This window comes from Candidatus Hamiltonella defensa 5AT (Acyrthosiphon pisum), from assembly GCF_000021705.1.
GTDB classification, from domain to species: Bacteria; Pseudomonadota; Gammaproteobacteria; order Enterobacterales; family Enterobacteriaceae; genus Hamiltonella; species Hamiltonella defendens.
In genome coordinates, this window is sequence record NC_012751.1 from 1,567,925 (window position 1) to 1,592,272 (window position 24,348).

General features: G+C 39.8%; 21 protein-coding genes, 1 tRNA gene, 1 rRNA gene and 1 pseudogene. 17 read left to right on the forward strand and 7 right to left on the reverse strand.

The window, feature by feature from the left end:
- Window positions 1-32 precede the first annotated feature (32 nt).
- From mreB to tatC, 12 genes are all read left to right on the forward strand, one after another.
- A complete protein-coding gene (gene mreB, locus HDEF_RS07715; protein ID WP_015874093.1) occupies window positions 33-1,076 on the forward strand; it encodes a rod shape-determining protein MreB in 1,044 nt (347 codons plus the stop codon).
- 9 nt (window positions 1,077-1,085) lie between these two features.
- Entirely contained in the window at window positions 1,086-1,943 is an 858-nt protein-coding gene (mreC, locus tag HDEF_RS07720) for a rod shape-determining protein MreC (RefSeq protein WP_015874094.1), read from the forward strand.
- Between the two features lie 134 nt (window positions 1,944-2,077).
- Window positions 2,078-2,566 (forward strand): rod shape-determining protein MreD, encoded by a 489-nt coding sequence (gene mreD / locus HDEF_RS07725; protein WP_015874095.1) that lies wholly within the window; start codon window positions 2,078-2,080, stop codon window positions 2,564-2,566.
- 33 nt (window positions 2,567-2,599) lie between these two features.
- Window positions 2,600-4,087, forward strand: coding sequence for a ribonuclease G (gene rng / locus HDEF_RS07730; protein WP_015874096.1), 1,488 nt, complete (start codon window positions 2,600-2,602; stop codon window positions 4,085-4,087).
- Between the two features lie 87 nt (window positions 4,088-4,174).
- Window positions 4,175-5,620: a metalloprotease TldD gene (gene tldD / locus HDEF_RS07735; protein ID WP_015874097.1), complete on the forward strand. Its 1,446-nt coding sequence runs from the start codon at window positions 4,175-4,177 to the stop codon at window positions 5,618-5,620.
- A gap of 101 nt (window positions 5,621-5,721) precedes the next feature.
- Window positions 5,722-6,237 (forward strand): DedA family protein, encoded by a 516-nt coding sequence (locus tag HDEF_RS07740; protein WP_015874098.1) that lies wholly within the window; start codon window positions 5,722-5,724, stop codon window positions 6,235-6,237.
- A 15-nt stretch (window positions 6,238-6,252) separates the two neighbouring features.
- A complete protein-coding gene (gene ubiE, locus HDEF_RS07745) occupies window positions 6,253-7,014 on the forward strand; it encodes a bifunctional demethylmenaquinone methyltransferase/2-methoxy-6-polyprenyl-1,4-benzoquinol methylase UbiE (RefSeq protein WP_015874099.1) in 762 nt (253 codons plus the stop codon).
- A gap of 13 nt (window positions 7,015-7,027) precedes the next feature.
- Window positions 7,028-7,675, forward strand: a complete 648-nt coding sequence (locus HDEF_RS07750) for a ubiquinone biosynthesis accessory factor UbiJ (protein ID WP_100103461.1) — start codon at window positions 7,028-7,030, stop codon at window positions 7,673-7,675.
- A complete protein-coding gene (gene ubiB / locus HDEF_RS07755; RefSeq protein WP_015874101.1) occupies window positions 7,672-9,303 on the forward strand; it encodes a ubiquinone biosynthesis regulatory protein kinase UbiB in 1,632 nt (543 codons plus the stop codon). The genes HDEF_RS07750 and ubiB overlap by 4 nt, the downstream gene beginning before the upstream one ends.
- A 23-nt stretch (window positions 9,304-9,326) precedes the next feature.
- Window positions 9,327-9,581 carry a twin-arginine translocase TatA/TatE family subunit gene (gene tatA, locus HDEF_RS07760; RefSeq protein WP_015874102.1) on the forward strand — a complete coding sequence of 85 codons (255 nt, stop codon included), beginning with the start codon at window positions 9,327-9,329 and terminating at the stop codon, window positions 9,579-9,581.
- A 3-nt stretch (window positions 9,582-9,584) separates the two neighbouring features.
- Window positions 9,585-9,806 carry a Sec-independent protein translocase protein TatB gene (gene tatB / locus HDEF_RS07765; RefSeq protein WP_044612559.1) on the forward strand — a complete coding sequence of 74 codons (222 nt, stop codon included), beginning with the start codon at window positions 9,585-9,587 and terminating at the stop codon, window positions 9,804-9,806.
- A gap of 32 nt (window positions 9,807-9,838) precedes the next feature.
- Window positions 9,839-10,558 (forward strand): twin-arginine translocase subunit TatC, encoded by a 720-nt coding sequence (gene tatC, locus HDEF_RS07770; RefSeq protein WP_015874103.1) that lies wholly within the window; start codon window positions 9,839-9,841, stop codon window positions 10,556-10,558.
- Window positions 10,559-10,565: 7 nt separating this feature from the next.
- On the opposite strand, the gene coaA is transcribed toward tatC, so the two are convergent.
- A complete protein-coding gene (gene coaA, locus HDEF_RS07775) occupies window positions 10,566-11,516 on the reverse strand; it encodes a type I pantothenate kinase (RefSeq protein WP_015874104.1) in 951 nt (316 codons plus the stop codon).
- A 307-nt stretch (window positions 11,517-11,823) separates the two neighbouring features.
- Between coaA and dnaA the strand changes: the two genes are divergently transcribed.
- From dnaA to gyrB, 4 genes and pseudogenes are all read left to right on the forward strand, one after another.
- Window positions 11,824-13,176, forward strand: a complete 1,353-nt coding sequence (gene dnaA, locus HDEF_RS07780; RefSeq protein ID WP_086935044.1) for a chromosomal replication initiator protein DnaA — start codon at window positions 11,824-11,826, stop codon at window positions 13,174-13,176.
- Between the two features lie 16 nt (window positions 13,177-13,192).
- On the forward strand, window positions 13,193-14,299 hold the full coding sequence (gene dnaN, locus HDEF_RS07785) for a DNA polymerase III subunit beta (protein ID WP_015874106.1): 1,107 nt from the start codon (window positions 13,193-13,195) through the stop codon (window positions 14,297-14,299).
- An 18-nt stretch (window positions 14,300-14,317) separates the two neighbouring features.
- Window positions 14,318-15,397 (forward strand): annotated as a pseudogene (gene recF / locus HDEF_RS07790) (DNA replication/repair protein RecF).
- Window positions 15,398-15,421: 24 nt separating this feature from the next.
- Window positions 15,422-17,836 (forward strand): DNA topoisomerase (ATP-hydrolyzing) subunit B, encoded by a 2,415-nt coding sequence (gene gyrB, locus HDEF_RS07795; RefSeq protein ID WP_015874107.1) that lies wholly within the window; start codon window positions 15,422-15,424, stop codon window positions 17,834-17,836.
- Window positions 17,837-17,991: 155 nt separating this feature from the next.
- On the opposite strand, the gene trmJ is transcribed toward gyrB, so the two are convergent.
- Complete coding sequence (trmJ, locus tag HDEF_RS07800) at window positions 17,992-18,723, reverse strand: tRNA (cytosine(32)/uridine(32)-2'-O)-methyltransferase TrmJ (RefSeq protein ID WP_171770500.1); 732 nt, start codon at window positions 18,721-18,723, stop codon at window positions 17,992-17,994.
- A gap of 163 nt (window positions 18,724-18,886) precedes the next feature.
- On the opposite strand from trmJ, the gene HDEF_RS07805 reads away from it, so the two are divergent.
- On the forward strand, window positions 18,887-19,678 hold the full coding sequence (locus HDEF_RS07805; RefSeq protein ID WP_015874109.1) for an inositol monophosphatase family protein: 792 nt from the start codon (window positions 18,887-18,889) through the stop codon (window positions 19,676-19,678).
- 89 nt (window positions 19,679-19,767) lie between these two features.
- Here HDEF_RS07805 and fumC read toward each other — a convergent pair whose 3' ends face one another.
- The 5 genes from fumC to rrf all read right to left on the reverse strand — a co-directional run bounded on the left by fumC (window position 19,768) and on the right by rrf (window position 24,333).
- The gene (fumC, locus tag HDEF_RS07810) at window positions 19,768-21,165 is read right to left on the reverse strand and encodes a class II fumarate hydratase (RefSeq protein WP_015874110.1); all 1,398 of its coding nucleotides are present in this window, start codon (window positions 21,163-21,165) and stop codon (window positions 19,768-19,770) included.
- A 23-nt stretch (window positions 21,166-21,188) separates the two neighbouring features.
- Window positions 21,189-22,250, reverse strand: coding sequence for a quinolinate synthase NadA (gene nadA, locus HDEF_RS07815; protein WP_015874111.1), 1,062 nt, complete (start codon window positions 22,248-22,250; stop codon window positions 21,189-21,191).
- 249 nt (window positions 22,251-22,499) lie between these two features.
- Window positions 22,500-23,192, reverse strand: coding sequence for a hypothetical protein (locus tag HDEF_RS07820; RefSeq protein ID WP_174889345.1), 693 nt, complete (start codon window positions 23,190-23,192; stop codon window positions 22,500-22,502).
- 876 nt (window positions 23,193-24,068) lie between these two features.
- Window positions 24,069-24,144 (reverse strand) — tRNA-Trp (locus HDEF_RS07825).
- Between the two features lie 73 nt (window positions 24,145-24,217).
- Window positions 24,218-24,333 (reverse strand): 5S ribosomal RNA (gene rrf, locus HDEF_RS07830).
- Window positions 24,334-24,348 lie beyond the last annotated feature (15 nt).

The following is a 24,348-nucleotide window of genomic DNA, read 5'->3' on the forward strand; positions in this document are numbered from 1 at the left end:
GACCTCTTCATTTTTAGGACTTTTCCGCCATTATGTTTAAGAAATTTCGTGGCATGTTTTCCAGTGATTTATCCATTGACTTGGGTACCGCCAATACCCTGATTTATGTTAAAGGACAAGGGATCGTACTGAATGAACCTTCAGTAGTTGCTATTCGTCAAGATAGAGGCGGCTCCTCTAAAAGAGTCGCTGCTGTAGGTACTGATGCCAAACAGATGTTGGGACGCACTCCGGGTAATATCGCGGCCATTCGTCCTATGAAAGATGGAGTCATCGCCGATTTTTTTGTCACCGAAAAAATGCTCCAGTACTTTATTAAGCAGGTTCATAGCAATAGTTTTATGCGCCCAAGCCCCCGTGTATTGGTGTGTGTGCCTGTCGGTGCGACACAAGTGGAACGTCGTGCAATACGCGAATCGGCTCAAGGAGCCGGTGCCCGTCAAGTATTTCTTATTGAGGAACCCATGGCAGCCGCTATTGGCGCAGGTCTGCCCGTTTCTGAAGCAACAGGCTCCATGGTCGTTGATATTGGAGGAGGTACTACTGAAGTCGCTGTCATTTCCTTAAATGGTGTCGTTTACTCCTCTTCTGTTCGTATTGGTGGTGATCGTTTTGATGAAGCGATCATTAATTACGTGCGCCGCAACTACGGCTCCTTGATTGGTGAAGCCACAGCCGAGCGAATTAAACACGGTATCGGCTCTGCCTATCCTTGTGATGAAATCCTGGAAATGGAAGTTCGAGGCCGTAATTTAGCGGAAGGAGTACCACGTGGTTTTACTTTGAATTCAAACGAAATTCTTGAAGCGTTACAAGAGCCGCTAACGGGTATTCTGAGTGCCATCATGGTTGCTTTAGAACAATGTCCTCCAGAATTAGCGTCTGATATTTCAGAACGTGGGATGGTGTTAACAGGCGGGGGAGCTTTATTACGTAATTTTGAACGCTTATTAATGGAAGAAATAGGTATCCCTGTGGTGGTCTCTGAAGATCCTCTGACCTGTGTTGCTCGTGGAGGAGGAAAAGCCCTGGAAATGATCGATATGCACGGCGGTGACTTATTTAGTGAGGAATAAGCATCCATTATGAGGCGTCTTTTTAGTCATGATTCGTCACTTGAATTACGACTTTTTTGTGCTGTTTTTCTGGCCATATTACTGGTTATTTTGGATGCTCGATTAGGTGCTTTGGTTAAAATACGCCGTTATCTTGATACCGCAGTCTCACCCTTGTATTTTTTAACAAATACCCCTGGAAAAATATTAGACCGTGTCTCGGGAATGCTGAAAACGCATCAGCAGTATGAACTGGAAAATCAAACTTTGCGTCGGGATCTCTTCCTTAAAAATATTGATTTAGAAAAATTAAAACAATTAAAAAAAGAAAATAGCCAGCTACGAGCGCTGATGGCTTCGCCTTTAGTTCAAACAGAAAAAAAAATGATAACAGAGGTGCTTTCGATAAGTCGTAATCCTTACAGTGATCAAATTGTAATTGATAAGGGAAGCTTTCATGGTGTTTATGAGGGGCAGCCTGTGATCAACGACAAAGGCGTCGTCGGCCAGGTGATGAGTGTCAGTCAACTGACCAGCCGAGTGCTCTTGATTTGTGATACATCACACGCCATACCCGTACAGGTTTTACGTAATGATATTAGAGCTGTGGCAGTAGGTAGAGGATGTCAATACGATCTACTACTAGAGTATCTCAATAATGACGCAGATATTCATGATGGTGATATTTTGTTGACCTCAGGCTTGGGCGGACGTTTTCCTGAAGGGTATCCTGTTGCTGTTGTTTCTTCAGTGAAAATCGACACTCAGAGAGCAGACAGCATTATTACGGCTCGACCGACTGTAAATTTAAAAAATTTCAGGTATTTATTACTGATATGGGATAAAAATTATCATGCGAATATGCCGTTGGATCCCCAAATTCAGTAAACCAGGTAATGGATATAGGTTTACAAAAAAATGATATTAAGTGATGTTATAAAAAGAGGGTATATTTCCTCTTATTCCACAATAATGCCTTCTGCAAAGTCAGCTGAGACTGTTTCTCAGAAAAGGTAATATCAATGAGCTATTATAAAAGCCGTGGGCGCTGGGTCATTTATTTATCATTTTTGATTGGAATCATATTGCAAATCATGCCTTGGCCACAGCAAATTGATATGTTTCAACCCTCGTGGCTTCTTTTAATTTTTATTTATTGGGTGATGGCTTTACCTCATCGAGTTAACCTGGGCACGGGTTTTATTTTAGGGTTAATCACAGATCTTTTATTGGGATCTACTCTGGGTATTCATTCATTGGGAATGAGTATGATTGCTTATTTGGTTACCATTAAATTTCAGACATTCCGAAATATGGCATTATGGCAACAAACTTTATTTGTTATATTGCTCTCTATAATTATGACCATCACGGTATTTTTGACCGAGTTTTTGATCATTCATGTCTCATTTAATACTGGAATTTTTTCAAATGCCCTCATCAATGGTATTGTTTGGCCTTGGCTATTTTTATTGATGCGAAAAACCCGGCGAAAATTTTTGGTCCAATAATAACAATTATCTTAAAATTTAAGAGAAATAACAGTGACTTCTGAATTATTAATCAATGTCACCCCTTTTGAAACCAGAGTAGCGTATATCGATGACAATATTCTGCAAGAAATTTACATTGAACGTGAAAATGAAAATAAGACAGGCTTAGTTGGAAATATCTATCAAGGCCGTGTTACTCGGATCTTACCAGGAATGCAAGCGGCCTTTATTGATATTCAGCTTGAAAAAGCGGCTTTTCTTCATGCTTCAGATATTCTTTCATTAAAGCCTCCAGAAAATGAGGATCAAAGACAAGACATCGCTGAACTCATTCATCTGGGGCAAAATGTCATGGTTCAGGTGATAAAAGATCCATTAGGATCCAAAGGGGCTCGTCTGACTACTCATATTACTTTAGCTTCGCGTTATCTGGTTTTAACCATGACACCAGAAGTGGCCATTTCTCAACGTCTTGAAAATGAGCAGGAAAGAGAGCGTTTAAAAAATATCGTTTCGTCTTATTGCGATAAAAAAAACGGTTTTATTGTCCGCACTGCCGCTGAAGGAATGGATGAAAAAGCATTGGCGTCTGATGCCGCTTTTCTTAAATCGCTTTGGGCAAATATCATTGCAGGAAAAACACAAAACGGCAGCAAAAACGTTTTGTATACCGAGCTCCCTTTGAAAAAACGTATATTACGTGATTTTACAGTAGTGGCTAGTCTTGATCGCGTTAGGATAGACGATCAACAAACCTATAATTCGTTGAAAGCATTCAGTGAGGAATATATTCCTGAAATGCTCCCTAAATTAGAACATTATCCTGTTGAAAAAAAAAATAATCAGACACTCTTTAGTTTTTATCATGTTGAAAACGAAATTCAATCCTTGTTGAATAAAAAGGTGCCATTAAAATCTGGGGGTTGCCTGATCATTGAGCAGACAGAAGCCATGACAACCATCGATATTAATACCGCGGGTTTCGTCGGTTATAAAAACCTTGAAGAGACTATCTTTGATACCAACATTGAAGCAACACGGGTGATTGCACGTCAGTTACGTCTACGAAATTTAGGGGGTATTATCATTATTGATTTTATTGATATGAAAAACGAGGAGCATAAAAAAAACGTATTATCTTCGTTGAAGAAAGCATTAAATCAAGATCGTGTCAAAACAACGGTCGGTGAGTTTTCACCCTTAGGATTAATAGAGATCACTCGCAAACGTACCACTGAAAATATTGAAAAGATACTTTGTGATCGCTGTCAAACTTGCGAAGGCAGAGGTTGGTTTAAATCACCTGAAACCGTCTGTCATGAAATTTTCAGAAAAATGATACAGCTACATCATTCTTCTGATTCACAGCAAATGTTAGTGTACGTGTCAAATCGTGTTAGTGATTTTCTTCTGCACCAAAAAGCGGAGACATTAGCTAAAATACAATGCCTATTAGGTAAAAAAATTCAAATAAAAATAGACCCGCTTTATACTCAAAATCAGTTTCATATTTTAACAATCTCACCCCCATCTGTTTAATGGATATGGCTGTCCTGTCACGCAGGATCACGGTGTAGACCAGGTTTTGTAATTTTTTTTAACAATAAAAAATAATGAGTGATACATATGCCTCTTAACTTTGTCAGTGAGCAGCTACTTGCTGCTAATAAATTAAATTATCAACATTTATATCAGGTATTAGGCCAGCTATCAGAACGGAAGCTGAGCTACGCGGATCTTTATTTTCAATCCAATTATCATGAAGCCTGGATTATTGAAGATAGTATTGTTAAAGAAGGTATTTATCATATAGATCAGGGGGTCGGAGTACGGGCTGTCAGTGGCGAAAAAACAGGTTTTGCTTATGCAGATCAAATTACATTGAACACACTACAGAAAAGTGCCTGCTCCGCCAGAAACATAGAAAATCAACCTCATCAAGTGACATCTGTATCATTTAAAAAATACCCGCATCCTATCCTTTATCCTCCTTTAGATCCCTTACAAAGTCTCCCCCAAGAAGAAAAAATAGCGATCCTGCATCAGGTGGATAAAGTTGCTCGAGCGGCCTATAAAGGGGTTCAGCAAGTGACGGCCAGTTTAAGTGGCACTTATGAGCTCATTTTGGTGGCCGCAACAGATGAGACACTTGCGGCAGATATACGACCATTGGTGCGTTTATCGGTCAACGTGCTCGTTGAATCTGAAGGAAAACGTGAACAAGGGAACAGTGGAGGCGGCGCCCGTTTTGGATATGATTATTTTTTAGGGATAGAAAATGGAGAAATCAGAGCAGAGGCGTTCGCTAAAGAAGCGGTCAGAATAGCTTTAGTGAATCTTTCAGCGCTTCCTGCTCCCGCAGGTAGTATGCCAGTCGTATTGGGTCACGGGTGGCCAGGAGTTTTACTTCATGAAGCGGTGGGTCACGGGTTAGAAGCTGATTTTAATCGTAGGGGAACCTCTGCATTTAGCGGGAAAATAGGCCAAATGGTGGCATCTGAGCTCTGCACTGTGGTTGACGATGGCACATTAAATGCGCGAAGGGGCTCACTTGCTATTGATGATGAAGGCGTCCCAGGGCAATACAATGTGTTGATTGAAAATGGGGTTTTAAAAAACTATATGCAAGATAAATTAAATGCCCGTTTGATGGGAGTGGCCCCCACGGGTAATGGTCGTCGTCAATCTTATGCCCATTTGCCGATGCCCCGTATGACGAATACTTATATGTTATCAGGGAAATCAACGCCAGAAGAGATCATTGGCAGCGTCGAATATGGTCTTTACGCGCCAAATTTTGGGGGTGGACAAGTCGATATTACTTCTGGTGATTTTGTATTTTCGACTTCAGAAGCTTATTTGATTGAAAACGGATCTATAACACATGCTGTCAAAGGAGCCACTTTGATTGGCTCGGGCATTGAAGCTATGCAACAAATTTCTATGGTAGGGAATGATTTAACTTTAGACAAAGGCGTTGGTGTCTGTGGCAAAAATGGACAAAGTGTTGCTGTCGGAGTTGGGCAGCCAACATTAAAATTAGAGGCGCTAACAGTCGGCGGAACAATCTAGGCTATAAAGGTCTATGTAAACGGATGGCATAGATTTGTAATGGCTTCACACTATTACCTCTTTACAGTTCAAGTTCAATGAGAATATAAAACCTAAATCGTATGATAAAATTTATTACCGACTTTGTTTCTGATCATCAAATTTGGATGATCCCCATCATTTTTTTCCTCGCTTTTGGTGAATCACTCGCGTTTGTTTCCTTATTACTTCCGGCGACTGTTATTTTACTTGGTTTGGGTGCATTAATAGGTCAAAGTGCCATTCCTTTTTTGCCAATATATATTGCAGCTGTGCTGGGCGCTTTTTTAGGGGACTGGCTTTCTTACTGGATTGGTGCTCGTTATAACGACAAAATAGCAACAATTTGGCCTCTGTCTCGTTACCCTTATTTATTAAAACGTGGCCATGTATTTTTTGAGCGTTGGGGTATTTTTGGCGCTTTTCTTGGCCGTTTTTTTGGGCCTTTACGTGCTGTTATTCCATTGGTGGCCGGTATTTGTGGTATGTCTCAATACTACTTTCAGTTAGCTAATATAACCTCTGCACTCATTTGGGCCTTCGGTGTATTAGCCCCTGGCGCTTTCGGTATAAAATCGCTCTCTCATTGGATAGGTTAATCTAGAGTTTTAAAAATGACTGATCAGCACAAAGAAAATAATACGACTCATTTTGGATTTCGTACTGTAGATAAAAATAAAAAAGCCGATATGGTCGCAGATATATTTGATTCTGTCTCGGCTAAATATGATCTTATGAACGATCTGATGTCATTTGGTATTCATCGTCTTTGGAAACGATTTACTATTGAATCCAGTGCGGTACGTCCTGGCCAAAAAATCCTGGATCTTGCGGGTGGCACCGGAGATTTTACAGCAAAATTTTCTAGAATGGCGGGTGAAAAAGGTGAAGTCATTTTGGCAGATATAAATTCCTCCATGTTAATGATAGGCCGTGAAAAAATAAGAAATCAGGGCAGGATTAACAATATTCATTACGTTCAAGCGAATGCAGAATCATTACCCTTTTGTGATAATTACTTTGATTGTATTACGTTTGCTTTTGGTCTACGAAATGTGACTGAAAAAGAAAAAGCATTGTCTTCAATATTGAGGGTATTAAAACCAGGAGGGCGCCTTCTTGTGCTTGAATTTTCAGCGCCTGTATTTCCTTGGTTAAGAAAAATTTATGATGTTTATTCATTCCATGTCTTGCCTAAAATGGGAAAAATTGTTGCTCAAGATGAACAAAGTTATCGTTATCTCGCGGAATCTATCCGAATGCATCCTGATCAAGACACGCTCAAATTAATGATGATGAATGCAGGATTTGAGCAGGTAACTTATTCGAATTTAACGGGCGGTATTGTCGCTTTACACCGCGGTTTTAAATTTTGAGAGGGCTTATTTCGTGCTGTTATTAGAGAAAGAAAAAAAGACAGAACCAAAAATGGTGGCAATATTTTTTTCTTCTGTTCTCGAGAGAGTTTTAAACAGCTCATCATTCCATGACAAATATATCAATGCAGTTCGTTCACGTCTCTCAGGGAAAGTATTAAGTCTGAAGTTAGGCGAATTAAGTTTCTCTTTATCATTTTTATTCACTGAACATCACATTGATGTTTTTACTGATTGGTCTGGTTCAGCCGGTTGTACGATTATCACCCGCTTTGATACTCTGCTCAGACTGATGAAAAATCGCGAAACATTATCTTTATTGATACGTGAAGGGAAGATCATGGTAGAAGGCGATATTCAGATTATTCAACACTCGGTCACGTTACTCGATCTTGTGGAATGGGATATCGCGGAATGCTTATCTCCTTATTGCGGCGATTTAGTCGCAGAAACAGTGAAACAGTTTCTTTGTAAAGGCCATGATTTTGTGGTTTCTCATTTAAAGCGAAAAAAACGTCATTTATCAGAGGCCATCACAGAAGAATGGAGACTCATCCCTCCTTCTCTTGCTGTTGAATCTTTTAAAAAAGAGGTCTGTGCCATTAGACTCAATGTCGAGGCCCTAAACGCCAGGATATCTCGCATGGAAAAAAATCAATGACGCTAAAAGATATTGGGCGTTTATATTTCATTATTAAAGTATTTCTTGATTATGGATTAAATGAACTCATTCCACGGACGCGTTTTACCCTTCCAATACGAGGGGGTTGTAAATTATTTTTTTGGATCCTTCCCCTTGCTAAAGATAAGCCACTCGGTGAACGTTTGCGTTTGGCTCTCCAAAGATTAGGGCCTGTCTGGATTAAATTTGGGCAAATGATATCCACTCGTCGGGACCTTTTTCCTGCTGATATTATTGACGAGCTCGCCCTGTTGCAAGATCAGGTTGAGCCGTTTGATGGTTTGATTGCTCGCCAACAAATAGAATCTGCTTTAGGTGGCACATTAGAAACCTGGTTTGAACATTTTGATCTTAATCCCTTGGCTTCGGCTTCTATTGCTCAAGTACACACTGCCCGTCTAAAGAAAAATGGAAAAGAAGTGGTGCTTAAAGTGATTCGGCCCGATATTCACGCCGTGATCGTAGCCGACATCAGTTTAATGTATTGTTTAGCCGGATGGTTGCCTAAATTACTTTCTTTTGGGTATCAATTACGCCCTAAAGAGCTCGTCAAAGAATATGAAAAAACGTTATTAAATGAATTGAATCTCTTGCGCGAAGCGGCGAATGCCATGCAATTTCGCCGTCATTTTGAAAATAATGAGATGCTTTATATTCCTGAAATTTATTTCGATTATTGTCGTGAAAATCTGCTGGTCATGGAGCGTATTTATGGCATCCCTGTTTCAGATATTGCAACTCTACAAAATCAGGGCACCCACATGGCGCGGCTCGCTGAACGAGGAGTTCAAGTCTTTTTCACTCAAGTCTTTCGAGACAGTTTTTTTCATGCAGATATGCATCCCGGTAATATTTTTGTTAATGCTGAAAATCCAGAAAACCCACAATATATTGCTGTTGATTTTGGTATTGTGGGATCTTTAAATAAACAAGATAAACATTACCTTGCCGAAAACTTTTTGGCTTTTTTTAATCGTGATTATCGTCGTGTGGCGCAATTATATATTGATTCAGGGTGGATCCCTATTGACACAGATGTTGAGGATTTTGAATTCGCTATTCGTACAGTTTGCGAACCTATTTTTAAAAAGCCTTTGGCTGAAATTTCTTTTGGTCATTTTTTAGTGAATCTTTTTAATACCGCCAGGCGTTTTAATATGAAGATACAGCCTCAATTGGTTTTATTGCAAAAAACTCTGTTATATGTCGAAGGACTCGGTCGTCAACTTTATCCTGAGCTTAATTTATGGACAACGGCAAAACCTTTTTTAGAGGATTGGTTAAAAAGTCAAGTAGGAATGAGGTCTGTATTATCGCAATTCAAAGAAAAGATCCCATCATGGACAAAAAAATTTCCTGAGCTGCCTGATTTGTTGTATGACAGTTTGCAGCAGCATAAAAGATGGCAATACAATGTCGAGCAATTTATGTCTCAGTTTCAAAAAGAAAAAAAGCGGTCTCGCAAATCCCGTTATTTGTTTTACATTGGGTCAATATCAGTCACTGCGGGCGTATTCTTACAATGGATGGATTCTGGGCTTCTTTTCTTGATGTTTTATATTTCAGGTGTGATTGTGTGGTTAAAAGGCTGGAAATATTTGAATTGATTTTACAAGCGGAGGAATAGAATATGGGAGGAATCAGCATCTGGCAATTACTTATTATTGCTCTTATTGTACTTTTATTATTTGGCACTAATAAACTGAGAACCTTGGGTTCAGATCTCGGATCGGCAATGAGAGGCTTTAGAAAAGCAATGAAAGAGGATCATGCTAATGATGCTGTTTTTTCAGAAAAGATGATAAGAGAAAAACCTCTTAAAAAAGAGGTTCGAACATCTGAAAAAAAAAATCACAATACCAATCATCAAAGAAAAAAGGTCTAGGTCATGTTTGATATTGGCTTTAGTGAGTTACTACTGGTGATTGTATTAACTTTGTTGGTTTTAGGTCCTAAAAAATTACCTATAGTAGTCAAAACAGTCACGCGTTGGATTCGGATATTACGTTCTTTTTCTGAGACAATACAAAATGATTTATCCAAAGAATTTCGCCTTGAAGAACTTGAAGAACTTGAACCTAAGCATTTAAAAAAATCCAGGAGATCATGAATGCTGAGCAACTCTACGAATCTAAAAAATAAATGAAGGATAATACATCTCTTATCAGTCATTTGATTGAATTACGCAAAAGGTTATTACATTGTATTATCACTGTATTCGTCGTTTTTTTATCGTTGGTTTATTTTTCTAATGATATCTATCAGTGGATATCGGCCCCTTTGATAAAGCAGTTTCCAGTGGGCGCAACCATGATTGCAACTGGTGTAGCCTCTCCTTTTATGACGCCTCTTAAACTGACTCTAACTCTGTCAATATTTATTTCAGTGCCATTCATTCTTTATGAAGTCTGGGGTTTTGTAGCCCCGGCATTGTATCAAAATGAACGCCGCCTTATGCTGCCATTACTGATTTCAAGCACCTGTCTTTTTTATGTGGGTATGGCATTTGCTTACTTTATTGTATTCCCACTCGCCTTTGATTTTTTTGCAAAATCAGCCCCTAAAGGGGTCTTAATCGCTACAGATATCAATCACTATCTAGATTTTGTCATGACGTTATTTATGGCGTTTGGTGTTTCTTTTGAAGTGCCGGTTGCCATTATTTTATTCTGTTGGATTGGCGTGACAACTCCAGATCAATTGAAAAAAAAACGCCCTTATGTGTTCGTAGGCGCATTTATCATTGGTATGCTTCTAACCCCTCCGGATGTATTTTCACAAACTTTGCTTGCCATTCCGATCTATTTATTATTTGAAATCGGGGTCTTGAGTGCGAAATTCTATTTGCCTAAGCGGTCGTAAAAAGCGTTTATTTTTTAAGCCACACGCTTTTTACCTCATGATTATCGCCCTTAGTCATAATCAAACTGGCTCGTTCACGTGTCGGTAAAATATTTTCATTTAAATTTAATCCATTAATTTCTGTCCATAAGCGACGAGCGACAGTCATCGCTTCTTTTTCACAAATTTGAGCATAATGATGAAAGTAAGAATTGGGATCGGAGAAAGCCCCCCGACGAAATTGAAGAAATCGGTTGATATACCAATGCGCTAATAAATCATAAGAAGCATCGACATAAATAGAAAAGTCTACAAAATCAGACACAAAAACATGATGAGGATCATGTGGATAATCCATCCCACTTTGTAATACATTCAACCCTTCCAGGATCAAAATATCCGGCTGTTGAACTATTTTTTTTTGATTAGGAATAATGTCGTATCTCAGATGAGAATAAACAGGGGCCTCTACTTTAGGGGCGCCCGATTTGATCCTGGAAATAAACTTGACCAGATTTTTCATATCGTACGACTCGGGGAATCCTTTTTTTTTCATTAACCCCCGTTCGGTCAGAACTTTATTTGAATGCAAAAAACCATCGGTTGTCACCAACTCAACACGTCGATGTTCTGGCCAACGACTGAGTAAAGCCTGTAATAAACGTGCTGTTGTACTTTTACCGACAGCAACACTGCCGGCAATGCCAATAACGTAGGGCACGTTTTGCTTGTGAGTCCCTAAAAATTCTTCTAGAATCGCCCTCTGCCGTAAATTTGAACTAATATAAAAATTCAGTAATCTGGACAGAGGCAAATAAATGGCAGCCACTTCTTCTAACGAAAGGTTTTCATTAATCCCCCTTAACCTGATTATTTCTTCTTCTGTCAATATTAATGGAACAGAATCACGCAATGAAGCCCATTGAGCGCGATCAAACTGTAAGTAATGCGTTGCCAAATGGGCATTTTTTGGATTCATCAATTGATTTTACTCATTGTCAGGATTTCTAAATGACATCTATAGTACATCTCACCAATCCTGTTACGAAGAAATCTATATCTTAATAAAAAATTTTAGCCATCTGTTTCATATTCAGGGAAGAAGATCTATGTTTGAGTTTCAGGTATGATCCTGTCTTGTGTAAAGCGCTGTATTCTATCTCCCCGGCATGAAGCTCAAAGTGTTTGTCGCACTTTAGCAGCAGAGCATCGTCAGGGGGGCCTGTGATCAATGTGGTACAATGACAGAAAATCTTTTAATGAGTTTTGTTTGAATGGAGTTTGCCGTGTCACTTTCGCTTTGGCAGCAATGTCTTGCCCGATTGCAAGACGAATTACCTGCCACAGAATTTAGTATGTGGATACGCCCTATACAGGTGGAATTGATCGACAATACTTTAACGTTTTATGCCCCTAATCGTTTTGTTTTGGATTGGGTTCGTGACAAATATATTGATCATATTTGTCATTTATTAAATGATTTTTCTCCTCAGGAAGTGCCGTCTCTTCGCTTTGAAGTAGGGAACAAATCATCCCCACAAATCGACTCTGAAACGAACCGACCAGCTTCTTTAAAACCAAGTTGGGCGCCTTCCCCTATTAAATCTGGGTATGTTTATCGATCTAATGTCAATCTTAAAAACACCTTTGATACTTTCGTAGAGGGTAAATCCAATCAGTTGGCTCGGGCTGCCGCAATACAGGTCTCTGGTAACCCGGGAGCTGCTTATAATCCTCTTTTTTTATATGGTGACACAGGTCTTGGAAAAACACATTTATTGCACGCTGTAGGCAATGGCATTATTGCGCATAAAACCAAAGCAAAGGTGGTGTATATGCACTCTGAACGCTTTGTGCAAGACATGGTTAAAGCGTTACAAAATAACGCAATCGAAGAATTTAAACGCTATTATCGTTCGGTCGATGCATTGTTAATAGATGACATTCAATTTTTTGCCAATAAAGAACGTTCTCAAGAAGAGTTTTTTCACACGTTTAATGCCTTATTAGAAGGCAATCAGCAAATTATTTTGACGTCGGATCGTTATCCTAAAGAGATTAATGGAGTGGAAGATCGCCTCAAATCTCGTTTTGGTTGGGGATTAACCGTGGCGATTGCCCCACCAGAACTTGAAACGCGCGTAGCGATTTTGATGAAAAAGGCGGATGAAAATAATATTCGGTTGCCAGGAGAAGTGGCGTTTTTCATCGCCAAACGTTTGCGATCTAATGTCCGTGAGCTTGAAGGTGCTTTGAACAGGGTGATGGCGAACGCAAACTTCACAGGCAAGGCGATTACCATCGATTTTGTACGAGACGCTTTACGTGATTTATTGGCCCTGCAGGAAAAGTTGGTCACGATTGATAATATTCAAAGAACAGTTGCCGCGTATTATAAAATTAAGGTCGCGGATTTACTTTCCAAAAGGCGATCACGTGTCGTCGCCCGCCCACGTCAAATGGCGATGGCTTTAGCTAAAGAGCTCACCAATCATAGTCTTCCTGAAATTGGCGCCGCGTTCGGGGGACGCGATCACACCACTGTGCTGCACGCTTGCCGAAAGATCGAACAATTGTGTGAAGAAAGTCATAATATGAAGGAAGATTTTTCTAATCTCATTCGAACATTATCCTCCTAGTATATAAAACGATGACATGAAATTTATTATTGAGCGTGAACATTTATTAAAACCATTACAACAGGTTATCAGCCCTTTATCCGCGCGTCCGACGATGCCTATTCTTGGAAACTTACTATTACAGGTCAATGAGAATGTGTTGTTCTTGACGGCTACTGATCTACAAATGGAGATGGTCGTTCGAGTGGTTTTATCTCATTCTGATTTGCATGAGTCAGGTTCTACCACCGTTCCCGCTCGCAAGTTTTTTGATATTTGGCGAGGGTTGTTAGAAGGATCGACCATCACCGTAACCCTGGATGGTGATCGCTTACTTGTCTATTCAGGGCGAAGTCGATTTTCGCTTTCTACTTTACCCTCATCTGGTTTCCCTGGTTTAGATGACTGGAAAACTCAGGTCGCATTTTCGTTACCCCAAGAGACATTAAAAAAATTAATTGATGCCACTCAGTTTTCCATGGCACATCAAGATGTCCGTTATTATCTCAACGGAATGCTCTTCGAAACAGAAAATAAAGAGTTACGTACTGTTGCAACGGACGGACATCGTTTGGCAGTGTGTTCTATGTCTACCGATGAGACTTTGCCTTCCTATTCAGTCATAGTGCCTCGCAAAGGAGTGATAGAATTAGGACGTTTATTAGAGGCCAGCGTTCATCCTGTAAAGTTGCACATCGGTGAGCATAATATTCGAGCTCATCTGGATAATTTGACCTTCACCTGTAAATTAATCGATGCGCGTTTCCCTGATTATCGTCGGGTTCTTCCAAAAAATCCGAATAAAATACTTGAAGCAAAATGTGACCTTCTCAAGCAGGCTTTTTCCCGAGTGGCTATTTTATCGAATGAAAAATTTCGGGGGGTGCGGCTTTATCTGAGCCATAATCAAATGAAAATAACGGCCAATAATCCGGAACAAGAAGAAGCAGAAGAAATTTTAGATATTGAATACGAGGGAGAAGAACTCGAAATTGGTTTAAACGTAAGTTATATACTCGATATTCTCAATATTTTGAAATGTGACAAAGTCCGTTTTCTGTTGATCAATGCGGCCAGTAGCCTGCAAATTGAAGATCATTCAAGTCAGATGGTGAGCTATATTCTCATGCCGATGCGGCTTTAATGTTGATATGAGCATTCAATGGCATTAACACGATTACTGATTCGTGATTTTCGTAATATCGCTTACGCGGACCTATTTTTGGGAGTAAAGTTTAATTTTTTTATCGGCAGGAATGGCTCAGGTAAAACCAACTTACTAGAAGCGATTTATACTTTGGGTCATGGTAAGGGGTTTCGCACTTCACAAACGGGACATCTTATTCGTCATGATGCTCATGAGTTTGTGCTGCATGCGAGGCTAAAAAAAGATCATGAAACCGCGCTCATCGGTTTAAGCAAAAATCGTCAAGGCGAAACACAAGTACGTATCGATGGATCGAGCAGACATAAGTTCGCTGATTTGGCGAAAATGCTTCCGATACAATTAATGACACCTGAAGGTTTTTCTTTACTCCTTGGCGGCCCTAAGTTTCGGCGGGCTTTTCTGGATTGGGGCTGTTTCCATCATCAATCCGAGTTTTTCAATGTATGGGCAAATTTTAAAAAATTACTCAGACAACGCAACGCCTTACTACAGAACATCAACTGTTATGATCATATCTATCCTTGGGATAAAGAACTGATTCCTCTGGCTCAACGTATCAGCTAATGGCGAAAAAAATACATTGAAATGCTTGTACCCCATATTACTGCCCGTTGTGCAGTATTACTGCCGGAGCTGTCACTGAACTTCTCTTTTCAACAGGGCTGGGATCCGAATCGGGCATATGGCGAGTTATTAAAAAATCAGTTTGAACGCGATAAAATACTGGCTTACACCAACTATGGCCCTCATAAAGCAGATTTTCGTGTCAGAGCAGAGGGCAAAACGGTAGAAAATATATTGTCAAGAGGCCAGCTAAAATTATTGATCTGCGCACTTCGATTAGCACAGGGCGAATTGTTGACCCAGCAAACCGGGCTAAATTGTTTTTATTTGCTGGATGATTTTCCTTCTGAATTAGATGCGACTAGAGGACGGTTATTAATCGAATGTTTGAAATCGACTCAAGCGCAATTTTTCATCAATACCATCAACAACGAATCTATCGTTGACATGGTCAATGACACCTCAAAAATATTTCTTGTCGAAGACGGCAAAATAGCGCTTCAACCATAAAGTCAACATTAAGAGAGAAACTGAATGTCAAATACTTATGATTCATCAAATATCAAGGTATTAAAAGGGCTGGATGCCGTTCGTAAACGTCCAGGGATGTATATTGGTGATACAGATGATGGGACCGGTTTACACCATATGGTGTTTGAGGTTGTGGATAACGCGATCGACGAATCCCTTGCTGGATATTGTAAAAAAATCACGGTCATTATTCATGAGGATAATTCTGTGTCAGTAGAAGATGATGGTCGAGGCATTCCGACCGGTATTCACGAGGAAGAAGGAGTTTCGGCAGCCGAGGTCATCATGACTGTCTTGCATGCTGGCGGTAAATTTGATGACAACTCCTATAAAGTGTCAGGCGGATTGCATGGTGTAGGGGTTTCAGTGGTGAACGCCTTATCTGAAAAATTAGAGCTGACTATTTCTCGTGAAGGCTCGATACACCAACAAACTTATGTCATGGGTGAGCCGCAAGCTCCTTTAAAAGTGATGGGTAAAACGGAATTGACAGGAACCAGGGTCCGTTTTTGGCCGAGTCTAAAAACATTTACCAACCAAACGGAATTTCAATACGATATTTTGGCAAAGCGTTTACGCGAGCTGTCTTTTCTTAATTCTGGTGTTTTCATTTGCCTTGAAGACAAACGCAACGATCAAGAAAAGCATTTTCACTATGAAGGCGGTATTCAAGCTTTTGTGACATATTTAAACAAAAATAAAACCCCCATCCACCCAAAGGTATTTTATTTTTCGACTGTCAAAGATGACATTGGTGTAGAAGTCGCTCTGCAGTGGAACGATGGATTTCAGGAAAATATCTACTGCTTTACCAATAACATCCCACAGAGGGATGGCGGCACCCATTTGGTCGGTTTCCGAGCCGCGATGACCCGCACCATGAACAGTTATATGGAAAAAGAAGGTTTCAGCAAAAAATCAAAAATCAATGCGACTGGAGACGATGCGCGTGAAGGTTTAATCGCGGTCATTTCAGTCAAAGTGCCGGATCCCAAATTTTCCTCTCAAACCAAAGACAAGCTGGTGTCTTCTGAGGTCAAAACCGCGGTTGAAACCTTGATGAATGAAAAACTGGTCGAGTATCTTCTTGAAAATCCGTCTGATGCAAAAACAATTGTCAATAAAATTATCGATGCGGCGCGTGCCCGTGAAGCGGCCCGTAAAGCTCGTGAAATGACAAGACGTAAAGGTGCCTTGGATCTCGCCGGTTTGCCTGGGAAATTGGCGGATTGCCAGGAGCGTGATCCGGCTTTATCTGAAATTTATCTGGTAGAAGGCGACTCAGCAGGCGGATCTGCAAAACAGGGCCGAAACCGTAAAAATCAAGCCATTCTGCCTTTAAAGGGAAAAATCTTGAACGTAGAGAAAGCGCGTTTTGACAAAATGCTGGCTTCTGAAGAAGTCGCTACGCTCATCACGGCCTTAGGCTGTGGGATAGGCAGAGACGAATATAATCCCGACAAATTGCGTTACCACAGCATTATTATTATGACGGATGCGGATATCGATGGCTCACATATCCGTACTTTATTGTTGACTTTTTTTTACCGACAAATGCCTGAATTGATTGAACGAGGACATATTTTTATTGCACAACCTCCTTTATACAAAGTGAAAAAAGGCAAGCAGGAACAATACATCAAAGATGATGATGCCATGGAAAAGTACCAGATGTCTTTAGCCTTGGAAGGCGTCAAATTTCATACTCATCCCCAGGCGCCTGCGCTTTCTGGTGCCTCGCTCGAAAAATTGGTGCATCAACACTATAGTGTGCAGAAAACGCTTAATCGAATGGAACGTCGATATCCTCGGGCGCTTTTAAATCAGATGATCTATCAACCAACCTTACAGGAAGGCGACCTCAAAGATTCCGAAAAACTTCAAGCCTGGATGACCCTGCTGGTGGATAAATTAAACGAAAAAGAAACGCAAGGCAGTCATTATATTTTTGTATTGAATAAAAATACAGAGAACGAAATATATGACCCTGTATTGAAAATTCGTACCCATGGTGTTGACACGGACTATCTGCTCGATCTGCACTTTATTCAAAGTAGCGAATATCAAAAAATCTGTCACTGGGGCGATCAATTACGAGATCTGTTAGAACCTGGTGCTTTCCTTCAACGAGGAGAAAAAAAGACCTGTATCAACAGTTTTGAAGAGGCCCTGGATTGGCTGATGAAAGAATCTCGTCGTGGCTTGGCCATTCAGCGCTACAAAGGATTGGGAGAAATGAATCCGGGCCAGCTCTGGGAGACCACCATGGACCCAGAAACGCGTCGCATGCTACAGGTCAGGATAAAAGACGCGATCGCCGCAGATCAATTGTTTACAACGTTGATGGGAGATGCGGTAGAGCCTAGACGAAATTTTATCGAAGAGAACGCTTTAAAAGCGGCTAATATTGATATTTAACGTTAATTTCATGCTGCCCTAATAGTATGAGCGCATTCGAATGAATGAAAGAAAAAGAATAGATGACACAACGACGGCATACCAAATCGCACATAAGCGACACAGTCGATTAATATTTTACGCTGAACGTGCACTGCCTTGTCGATAAAAATACATTATTTTTTTGAATTTATTGGAGATTTTTTAATACAGGTCAATATACCGCGTAGAATATTGAGCTCCTTATTCTCTAGGCGAGCACGTGTAAATAATCGCCGTAACTGATGCATCATTTGTCTTGGACGAGCCGGATGAATAAAACCAACGTGCAGCAAAACTTCTTCTAAATGTTGATAAAAACATTCTAACTCGTTGACTAAAGGGTAATTGGGTATTTTGGATATCTGAGATTCAGAGGCGCTTTTCAAATAAGCAAGTCTGATTTCATAAGACAAAATTTGGACTGCCATTGCTAAATTCAGAGAGCTGTATTCTGGGTTAGTAGGGATGACCACATGATAGTGGCATTTTTGCAATTCGAGATTGCTCAAACCTGTCCGCTCACAGCCAAACACTAATGCAACAGGGCCGCTCTCGGCCTGATGAAGACTATATAGTGCGCATTGTTTGGGATCTATTTCCGGCCAGGATAAAGTTCGTGAACGCGCGCTGGCGCCTATCACCAGATTGCATTCAGCCAAGGCAGTATCTAGAGTGTCTACCAGAGTAGACCGCTCGATCAGATCAGCGGCCCCAGCCGCCAATGATATGGTTTTTGCGTCCGGTTTTTTGGATGGATTGACTAAATAGAGATCACTCAATCCCATGGTTTTCATTGCTCTTGCGACAGAGCCTATATTGCCAGGGTGAGAAGTTTCAACCAAAACAATACGAATATTGTGCAATATACGAACCATAAAAATACTCAATTAAAAAGTGAATTTTATCACATGATGACCTTTGCTACTCTTTCATGATTTTATTGAAATGTGTATACTCGCCCGCTTTTGGCTATGGGTTCTTGATTTATAGATCTCTTGCTCTTTAACATCTGTTTATGGATACCAATCAATGCACCCGATGCTCAATATCGCCATACGCGCGACCCGAAAAGCAGGGAATTTTATTGCTAAATGTTATGAAACTCCCTCTTATAATCAAGAAAATAATGAGTTTGTCTCCTTTGTCCAACAACAAGCAGCGCAGAGGATCATTGAAACAATTCATCAATCCTATCCCACTCACATTGTGACCACAAAATATGACGATGCAATACCTGAGAAAGAGTCTGATATGAAATGGATAGTGGATCCAATAAACGGTATAAATAATTTCCTGAAACGCCTCCCTCATTTTTCCATTTCTGTTGCTTTACGTGTCAAAGGACGGACAGAAATAGCCATCATTTATGATCCTATTCGTAATGAATTGTTTACTACCACTCGAGGGCAAGGTGCTCAGCTTAATGGTTATCGTCTCCGCATGAACAATAAAACGAAGGATCTCACAGGCAGTACAATCAGTACTCTTTTATCTATCGATCAAAAAAAGCACGCACCTCATGAGCTGAGCCAATTGATCATGTTGCTTATCAACAAAAAAATGAATTTTCATTGTTCGGGCTCGTCTGCCCTCGATTTTGCCTATGTCGCCGCAGGCCGTTTGGACAGTTTTTTCGCTATCGCCATTAAAAAACAGGATTTTTGGGGGGGAGAAATGTTGGTGAGTGAGGCAGGTGGGCTGGTCACCGATCTTTCAGGGGGCCATGATCATGAGATATCTGAGAATATCATTGCGGCTCACCCCATGATGATCAAAGCGTTACTGAAAGCCATCGGTGAAATAAAAATGGACAAAGAATAGAAAAAGATAAAACTGAATGTCTTTTTTAACTATTCTGGCGCCCCCCGTACATAAAAAACAAGGAGGGGCCCCAGCCACTCTGATAAAAACTATATTTTTTTGTTTCCGACCATATCCTCTGGGCGCACCCACTTTTCAAACTGTTCCTCCGTCAGATAGCCCAATGTTAACGCCGATGCTTTAAGCGTAAGACCTTTTTTATGTGCTAACTTCGCAATGTCCGCCGCTTTGTCATAACCAATATGCGTATTCAACGCCGTCACTAACATCAGTGAATCATTTAATAACTTTGTGATACGTGTTCTGTTAGGTTGAATATCTTTTGCACAATATTGGTTAAACCCATGTATGCCATCTGATAATAATTCCATAGATTGCAGATAGTTATAAATAATCATGGGGCGGAATACATTCAATTCAAAATTACCTGAAGCCCCACCAATGTTAATCGCGACATCATTTCCCATCACCTGAGCACATAACATGGTCATGGCTTCACATTGGGTAGGATTGACTTTACCTGGCATGATCGAGCTGCCAGGCTCATTTTCAGGAATAATAATTTCGCCAATCCCAGAACGAGGGCCAGATGCAAGCCATCTGATATCATTGGCAATTTTCATTAAGGACGCGGCCAGACCTTTTATTGCACCATGCCCATGCACCAACGCATCACAGGTCGCCAACGCTTCAAATTTATTTGGCGCGCTGACAAAGGGCTCTTTTGTCATCTCTGAGATTTTTTTCGCGACACGTTCAGCATATTCTGGATGTGTATTTAACCCAGTGCCTACGGCTGTCCCGCCTAATGCCAGCTCATAAAGATGCGGTAAAGTGGCTTGAATATGATCGATGCTATGAGACAGCATCGCGGCCCAACCTGATATTTCTTGGCCTAAAGTGAGCGGCGTGGCATCTTGCAAATGCGTGCGGCCGATTTTCACAATAGAATGGAACTCAGCTGATTGTTCTTGAAAAGTTTTTTGTAATATTTTTAATTGCAATAATAAATTTTTCTTAAGCGCACACACAACAGATATGTGCATGGCGGTTGGAAAAACATCATTAGAACTTTGGCTTTTATTCACATCGTCATTAGGATGGACCAAACGCGCCATGCCTCTTTTGCCGCCTAAAATTTCACTGGCTCTATTGGCGAGAACTTCATTGATATTCATATTGGTTTGTGTGCCAGATCCTGTTTGCCAAACAGATAAAGGGAATTCGCCAATATGTTTTTTTTCTATAATTTCTTGGGCTGCTTTAATAATGGCCTCGCCCTTTGCTTTTTCTAAACATCCCAAATCGATATTCACTTGAGCGGTGGCATGTTTCACGATGGCGAGCGCTTCAATCAATAAAACCGGCATTTTTTCAGTAGAAATAGAAAAATGCTGTAATGAACGCTGAGTTTGAGCGCCCCATAATTGCCCATCCGGTACTTCTATAGAACCCATGGCATCTTTTTCAATACGTTTTGTGAGCATGACGACTCCAGTTGATACTAGGATCAAATCCTTTCTGAGGTGCTTTTGAAAGAGGATTTTAATGAATTGGCAAAATCTAACATGCGATTTAAAGGAATCAATGCTTTTTCAATCAATCCCTTTTCAACAAAAATTTCATGAGGGCTGCTCTGTGCTTCTAGTGCCTCGGCCATGGCTTGTAAACCATTCATCGCCATCCAAGGGCAATGAGCACAACTTTTACATGTTGCGCCTTCACCGGCTGTAGGGGCGGCCAATAGCGTTTTATCAGGGCACATTTTCTGCATTTTATAAAAAATCCCTCGGTCTGTCGCAACGATCAAAGTTTGATGAGGTAAGCTTTTGGCCGATTGAATCAGCTGGCTGGTTGATCCCACGGCATCTGCCAACTCGACCACCGTTTGAGGAGATTCTGGGTGCACTAATACCGCCGCGTCAGGATAAAGCGCCTTCATTTGAACTAAGGCCTGTGTTTTAAATTCATCATGAACAATACAAGCCCCTTGCCAGCAAAGGATATCTGCCCCCGTTTTTTTTTGAACATAATGTCCTAAATGTTTATCTGGCGCCCAAATGATTTTTTCCCCTAAATCGTCCAGATGTTCTATCAATTCCACCGCAATACTTGAGGTGACGACCCAATCTGCTCTTGCTTTGACGGCGGCCGAGGTGTTGGCGTAGACCACCACGGTACGATCAGAATAATCATCACAAAAAGCGCTAAATGCATCGGCAGGGCAACCTAAATCCAAAGAGCATTCTGCTTTTAGCGTCGGCATCAATACCGTTTTTTCTGGGCTCAAAATTTTAGCCGTTTCCCCCATAAAACGAACGCCGGCAACCAATAAAGTCGATGCAGGGTGATGACAACCAAAACGCGCCATTTCTAATGAGTCGGCGACACAACCCCCTGTTTCTTCTGCCAAAGATTGAATATCTGGGCTGGTGTAATAGTGCGCGACCAATACCGCATTCCTTTTTTTTAACAATCCTTTGATTTTTTCACGATAAAATACGGTTTCATTCTGGCTCAATGAAACGGGAGCAGTAGGGAACGGATAATCAATTGAATTTAGATCTAACATAGGTCATCGCTCATACATCGTTCAATTTTTTGCATTAAATGTCATATAGATTGCACTTGTTGACTTAAATTTTCAATAATCGAAAGGTACTCATTTATTCAATTTATGGGTTGTTGTGTAAAGTAGGTGTTTTTAAAGAGGGAATGTATGATAAAGTAATTCGAATATTTATTGAATGAGAATCTTATCTTTGAAGACCAATCAACAAATTGCATATTTGACTCAAAAAAATCTTATTATAAAATTTATCTAACGACTCCAAGCATGCAGTTTTTTATCTGCTTTTAAGGAGTTTAAAAGACTTTTTATCTCTTCATCGTTATATGTTGAAAGACCCTGTAATTTAGATAAATAATCATAATATCGATTTATCTTATAACTATTATTTTTATAAATACTTGCTATATTAGCATGTGTCAAATTGGTTTTTCCGAAAAGTTCCTCTTGAACTGTATAAAAAGCAGCTTGATCCACAAGACCCTTAAAATCTGTTTTCAGTAAATCATCTGTAGAATTTTCATCACTAAAACCATGATCTTTCCCATGCTCTTCGCATATATTTCGGATTTTTGCAATTACTAGAAAATCATCTAATTTAAATTTAACATTTTCAAATAAAACGAAGGCCATCGCTATTCCAGTTACTTCTTCTTTTTTATTTGTATGCACCCCTTTTTTAAGATCATTGTATTTATTTCGACACTGGATCACTGTTTCAAGATTTATGTGTTTGATTTTTCTTAAATCATTTAGAAAATTTTCTCCCTGAGAACGTACATCTATTTTTTTAGAATTTAAAAAATTATTTAATTGAATATTGTTATTTGAATTTTTTATTTTTTTGAAAAATTTTTTCACTTTATTTAAAAGGTTGTTTTTTTGTGATGGAGTCTCAAAAACATATTTTCTATTGGTAGAAAAAAATGGAATTTTTATATGCATAAACACCTCGATTAAAATATATAAATTATATTTGAATATTTTAATTGAAGTGTTTAATAAATTTTTACAAAAAACGCTCTTTTTCATCTATAAGAGATCAAAATTAATCTGACTACTATAAATTTTTATGGAAAGAGCATAGCCGAATATGTTGTTTAATTTTAAAAAATAAATATATTGATATAAAAATATACTGAAAAAATATTAAATCTAAAAAATGAAAATTATTTTCATTTTTTACAATTGTAACGGTTATGGAAACACTGAAAACCTAAAAATAATCTGATAAAAAAGGAGGTTAATACGTTTTCTTTTAACGGTATAGCGCCCTCTAGCGCATTTTTTAGTATCAAGGGCGAATGAGAGGCATTTTAATACCCGAAAAGGATGTTCAACCTTAGCTCGGATTTTCGCGATAAAATCTTGATGATGAGTGTGTTTTTCCTCTACCTAGGGGTTGGGCCAACGGGGCGAAAACCTACGCTAAAAAGATAATGTTATGAAAATCATGTTCTATTTTTAAAATGCTCTAAAGTTTCTATTTTAGAAAAGCATGCAGTTGGTATGATTATTCATCAGATTTCATTAATTCATTTTTGAAAAAAACAACTCTTTCGGTTTCCTTAAATCCCAGTGCTTTCAGATGCAGGTTCTTTTATACAGGAAGCACTTGAACATATTAATACGTCATTTTCTAGCTTGGGGAGATATGTGCTCAATGTTATTGAGGTCAGATGAGTAAGTCGGAAGATATTTCAAGTATTTTTTAGATGTTTTTAATTGTATGAAAAACAGGAGCCTCGATGGCAATCAGGGGTAAAAGGTGTTGTAAACAGTTGAAGAGGTGAGATGAAATTTGAACTTTTATATTAAGCATGGCAGGGGTGGGGAGATTTGAACTCCCAACACCCGGTTTTGGAGACCGGTGCTCTACCAATTGAACTACACCCCTAAAAATGTCTTTTCAGTAAGTATGTCGTCAACAGAAAGGCCGGCTTTAAATGTTTTGGCTGCTTATGTAAGGAGCCTGGCGGTGTCCTAGTCTCACATGGGGAAACCCCACACTACCCTCGGCGCAACGGCGTTTCACTTCTGAGTTCGGGATGGTTTCAGGTGGGTCCACCGCACTTTGGCCGCCAAGCCATATTTTTTTTCT

What these genes read in the sequence shown, in the direction of transcription:
- gyrB (WP_015874107.1), top strand. Translation starts at nt 15,422, where the DNA reads ATGTCAAATACTTATGATTCATCAAATATCAAGGTATTAAAAGGGCTG.
- tldD (WP_015874097.1), top strand. Translation starts at nt 4,175, where the DNA reads ATGCCTCTTAACTTTGTCAGTGAGCAGCTACTTGCTGCTAATAAATTA.
- dnaN (WP_015874106.1), top strand. Translation starts at nt 13,193, where the DNA reads ATGAAATTTATTATTGAGCGTGAACATTTATTAAAACCATTACAACAG.
- HDEF_RS07740 (WP_015874098.1), top strand. Translation starts at nt 5,722, where the DNA reads ATGATAAAATTTATTACCGACTTTGTTTCTGATCATCAAATTTGGATG.
- nadA (WP_015874111.1), bottom strand. Translation starts at nt 22,250, where the DNA reads ATGTTAGATCTAAATTCAATTGATTATCCGTTCCCTACTGCTCCCGTT.
- ubiB (WP_015874101.1), top strand. Translation starts at nt 7,672, where the DNA reads ATGACGCTAAAAGATATTGGGCGTTTATATTTCATTATTAAAGTATTT.
- tatC (WP_015874103.1), top strand. Translation starts at nt 9,839, where the DNA reads ATGAAGGATAATACATCTCTTATCAGTCATTTGATTGAATTACGCAAA.
- tatA (WP_015874102.1), top strand. Translation starts at nt 9,327, where the DNA reads ATGGGAGGAATCAGCATCTGGCAATTACTTATTATTGCTCTTATTGTA.
- HDEF_RS07805 (WP_015874109.1), top strand. Translation starts at nt 18,887, where the DNA reads ATGCACCCGATGCTCAATATCGCCATACGCGCGACCCGAAAAGCAGGG.
- ubiE (WP_015874099.1), top strand. Translation starts at nt 6,253, where the DNA reads ATGACTGATCAGCACAAAGAAAATAATACGACTCATTTTGGATTTCGT.
- coaA (WP_015874104.1), bottom strand. Translation starts at nt 11,516, where the DNA reads ATGAATCCAAAAAATGCCCATTTGGCAACGCATTACTTACAGTTTGAT.
- mreB (WP_015874093.1), top strand. Translation starts at nt 33, where the DNA reads ATGTTTAAGAAATTTCGTGGCATGTTTTCCAGTGATTTATCCATTGAC.
- tatB (WP_044612559.1), top strand. Translation starts at nt 9,585, where the DNA reads ATGTTTGATATTGGCTTTAGTGAGTTACTACTGGTGATTGTATTAACT.
- mreC (WP_015874094.1), top strand. Translation starts at nt 1,086, where the DNA reads ATGAGGCGTCTTTTTAGTCATGATTCGTCACTTGAATTACGACTTTTT.
- fumC (WP_015874110.1), bottom strand. Translation starts at nt 21,165, where the DNA reads ATGCTCACAAAACGTATTGAAAAAGATGCCATGGGTTCTATAGAAGTA.
- mreD (WP_015874095.1), top strand. Translation starts at nt 2,078, where the DNA reads ATGAGCTATTATAAAAGCCGTGGGCGCTGGGTCATTTATTTATCATTT.
- HDEF_RS07820 (WP_174889345.1), bottom strand. Translation starts at nt 23,192, where the DNA reads ATGCATATAAAAATTCCATTTTTTTCTACCAATAGAAAATATGTTTTT.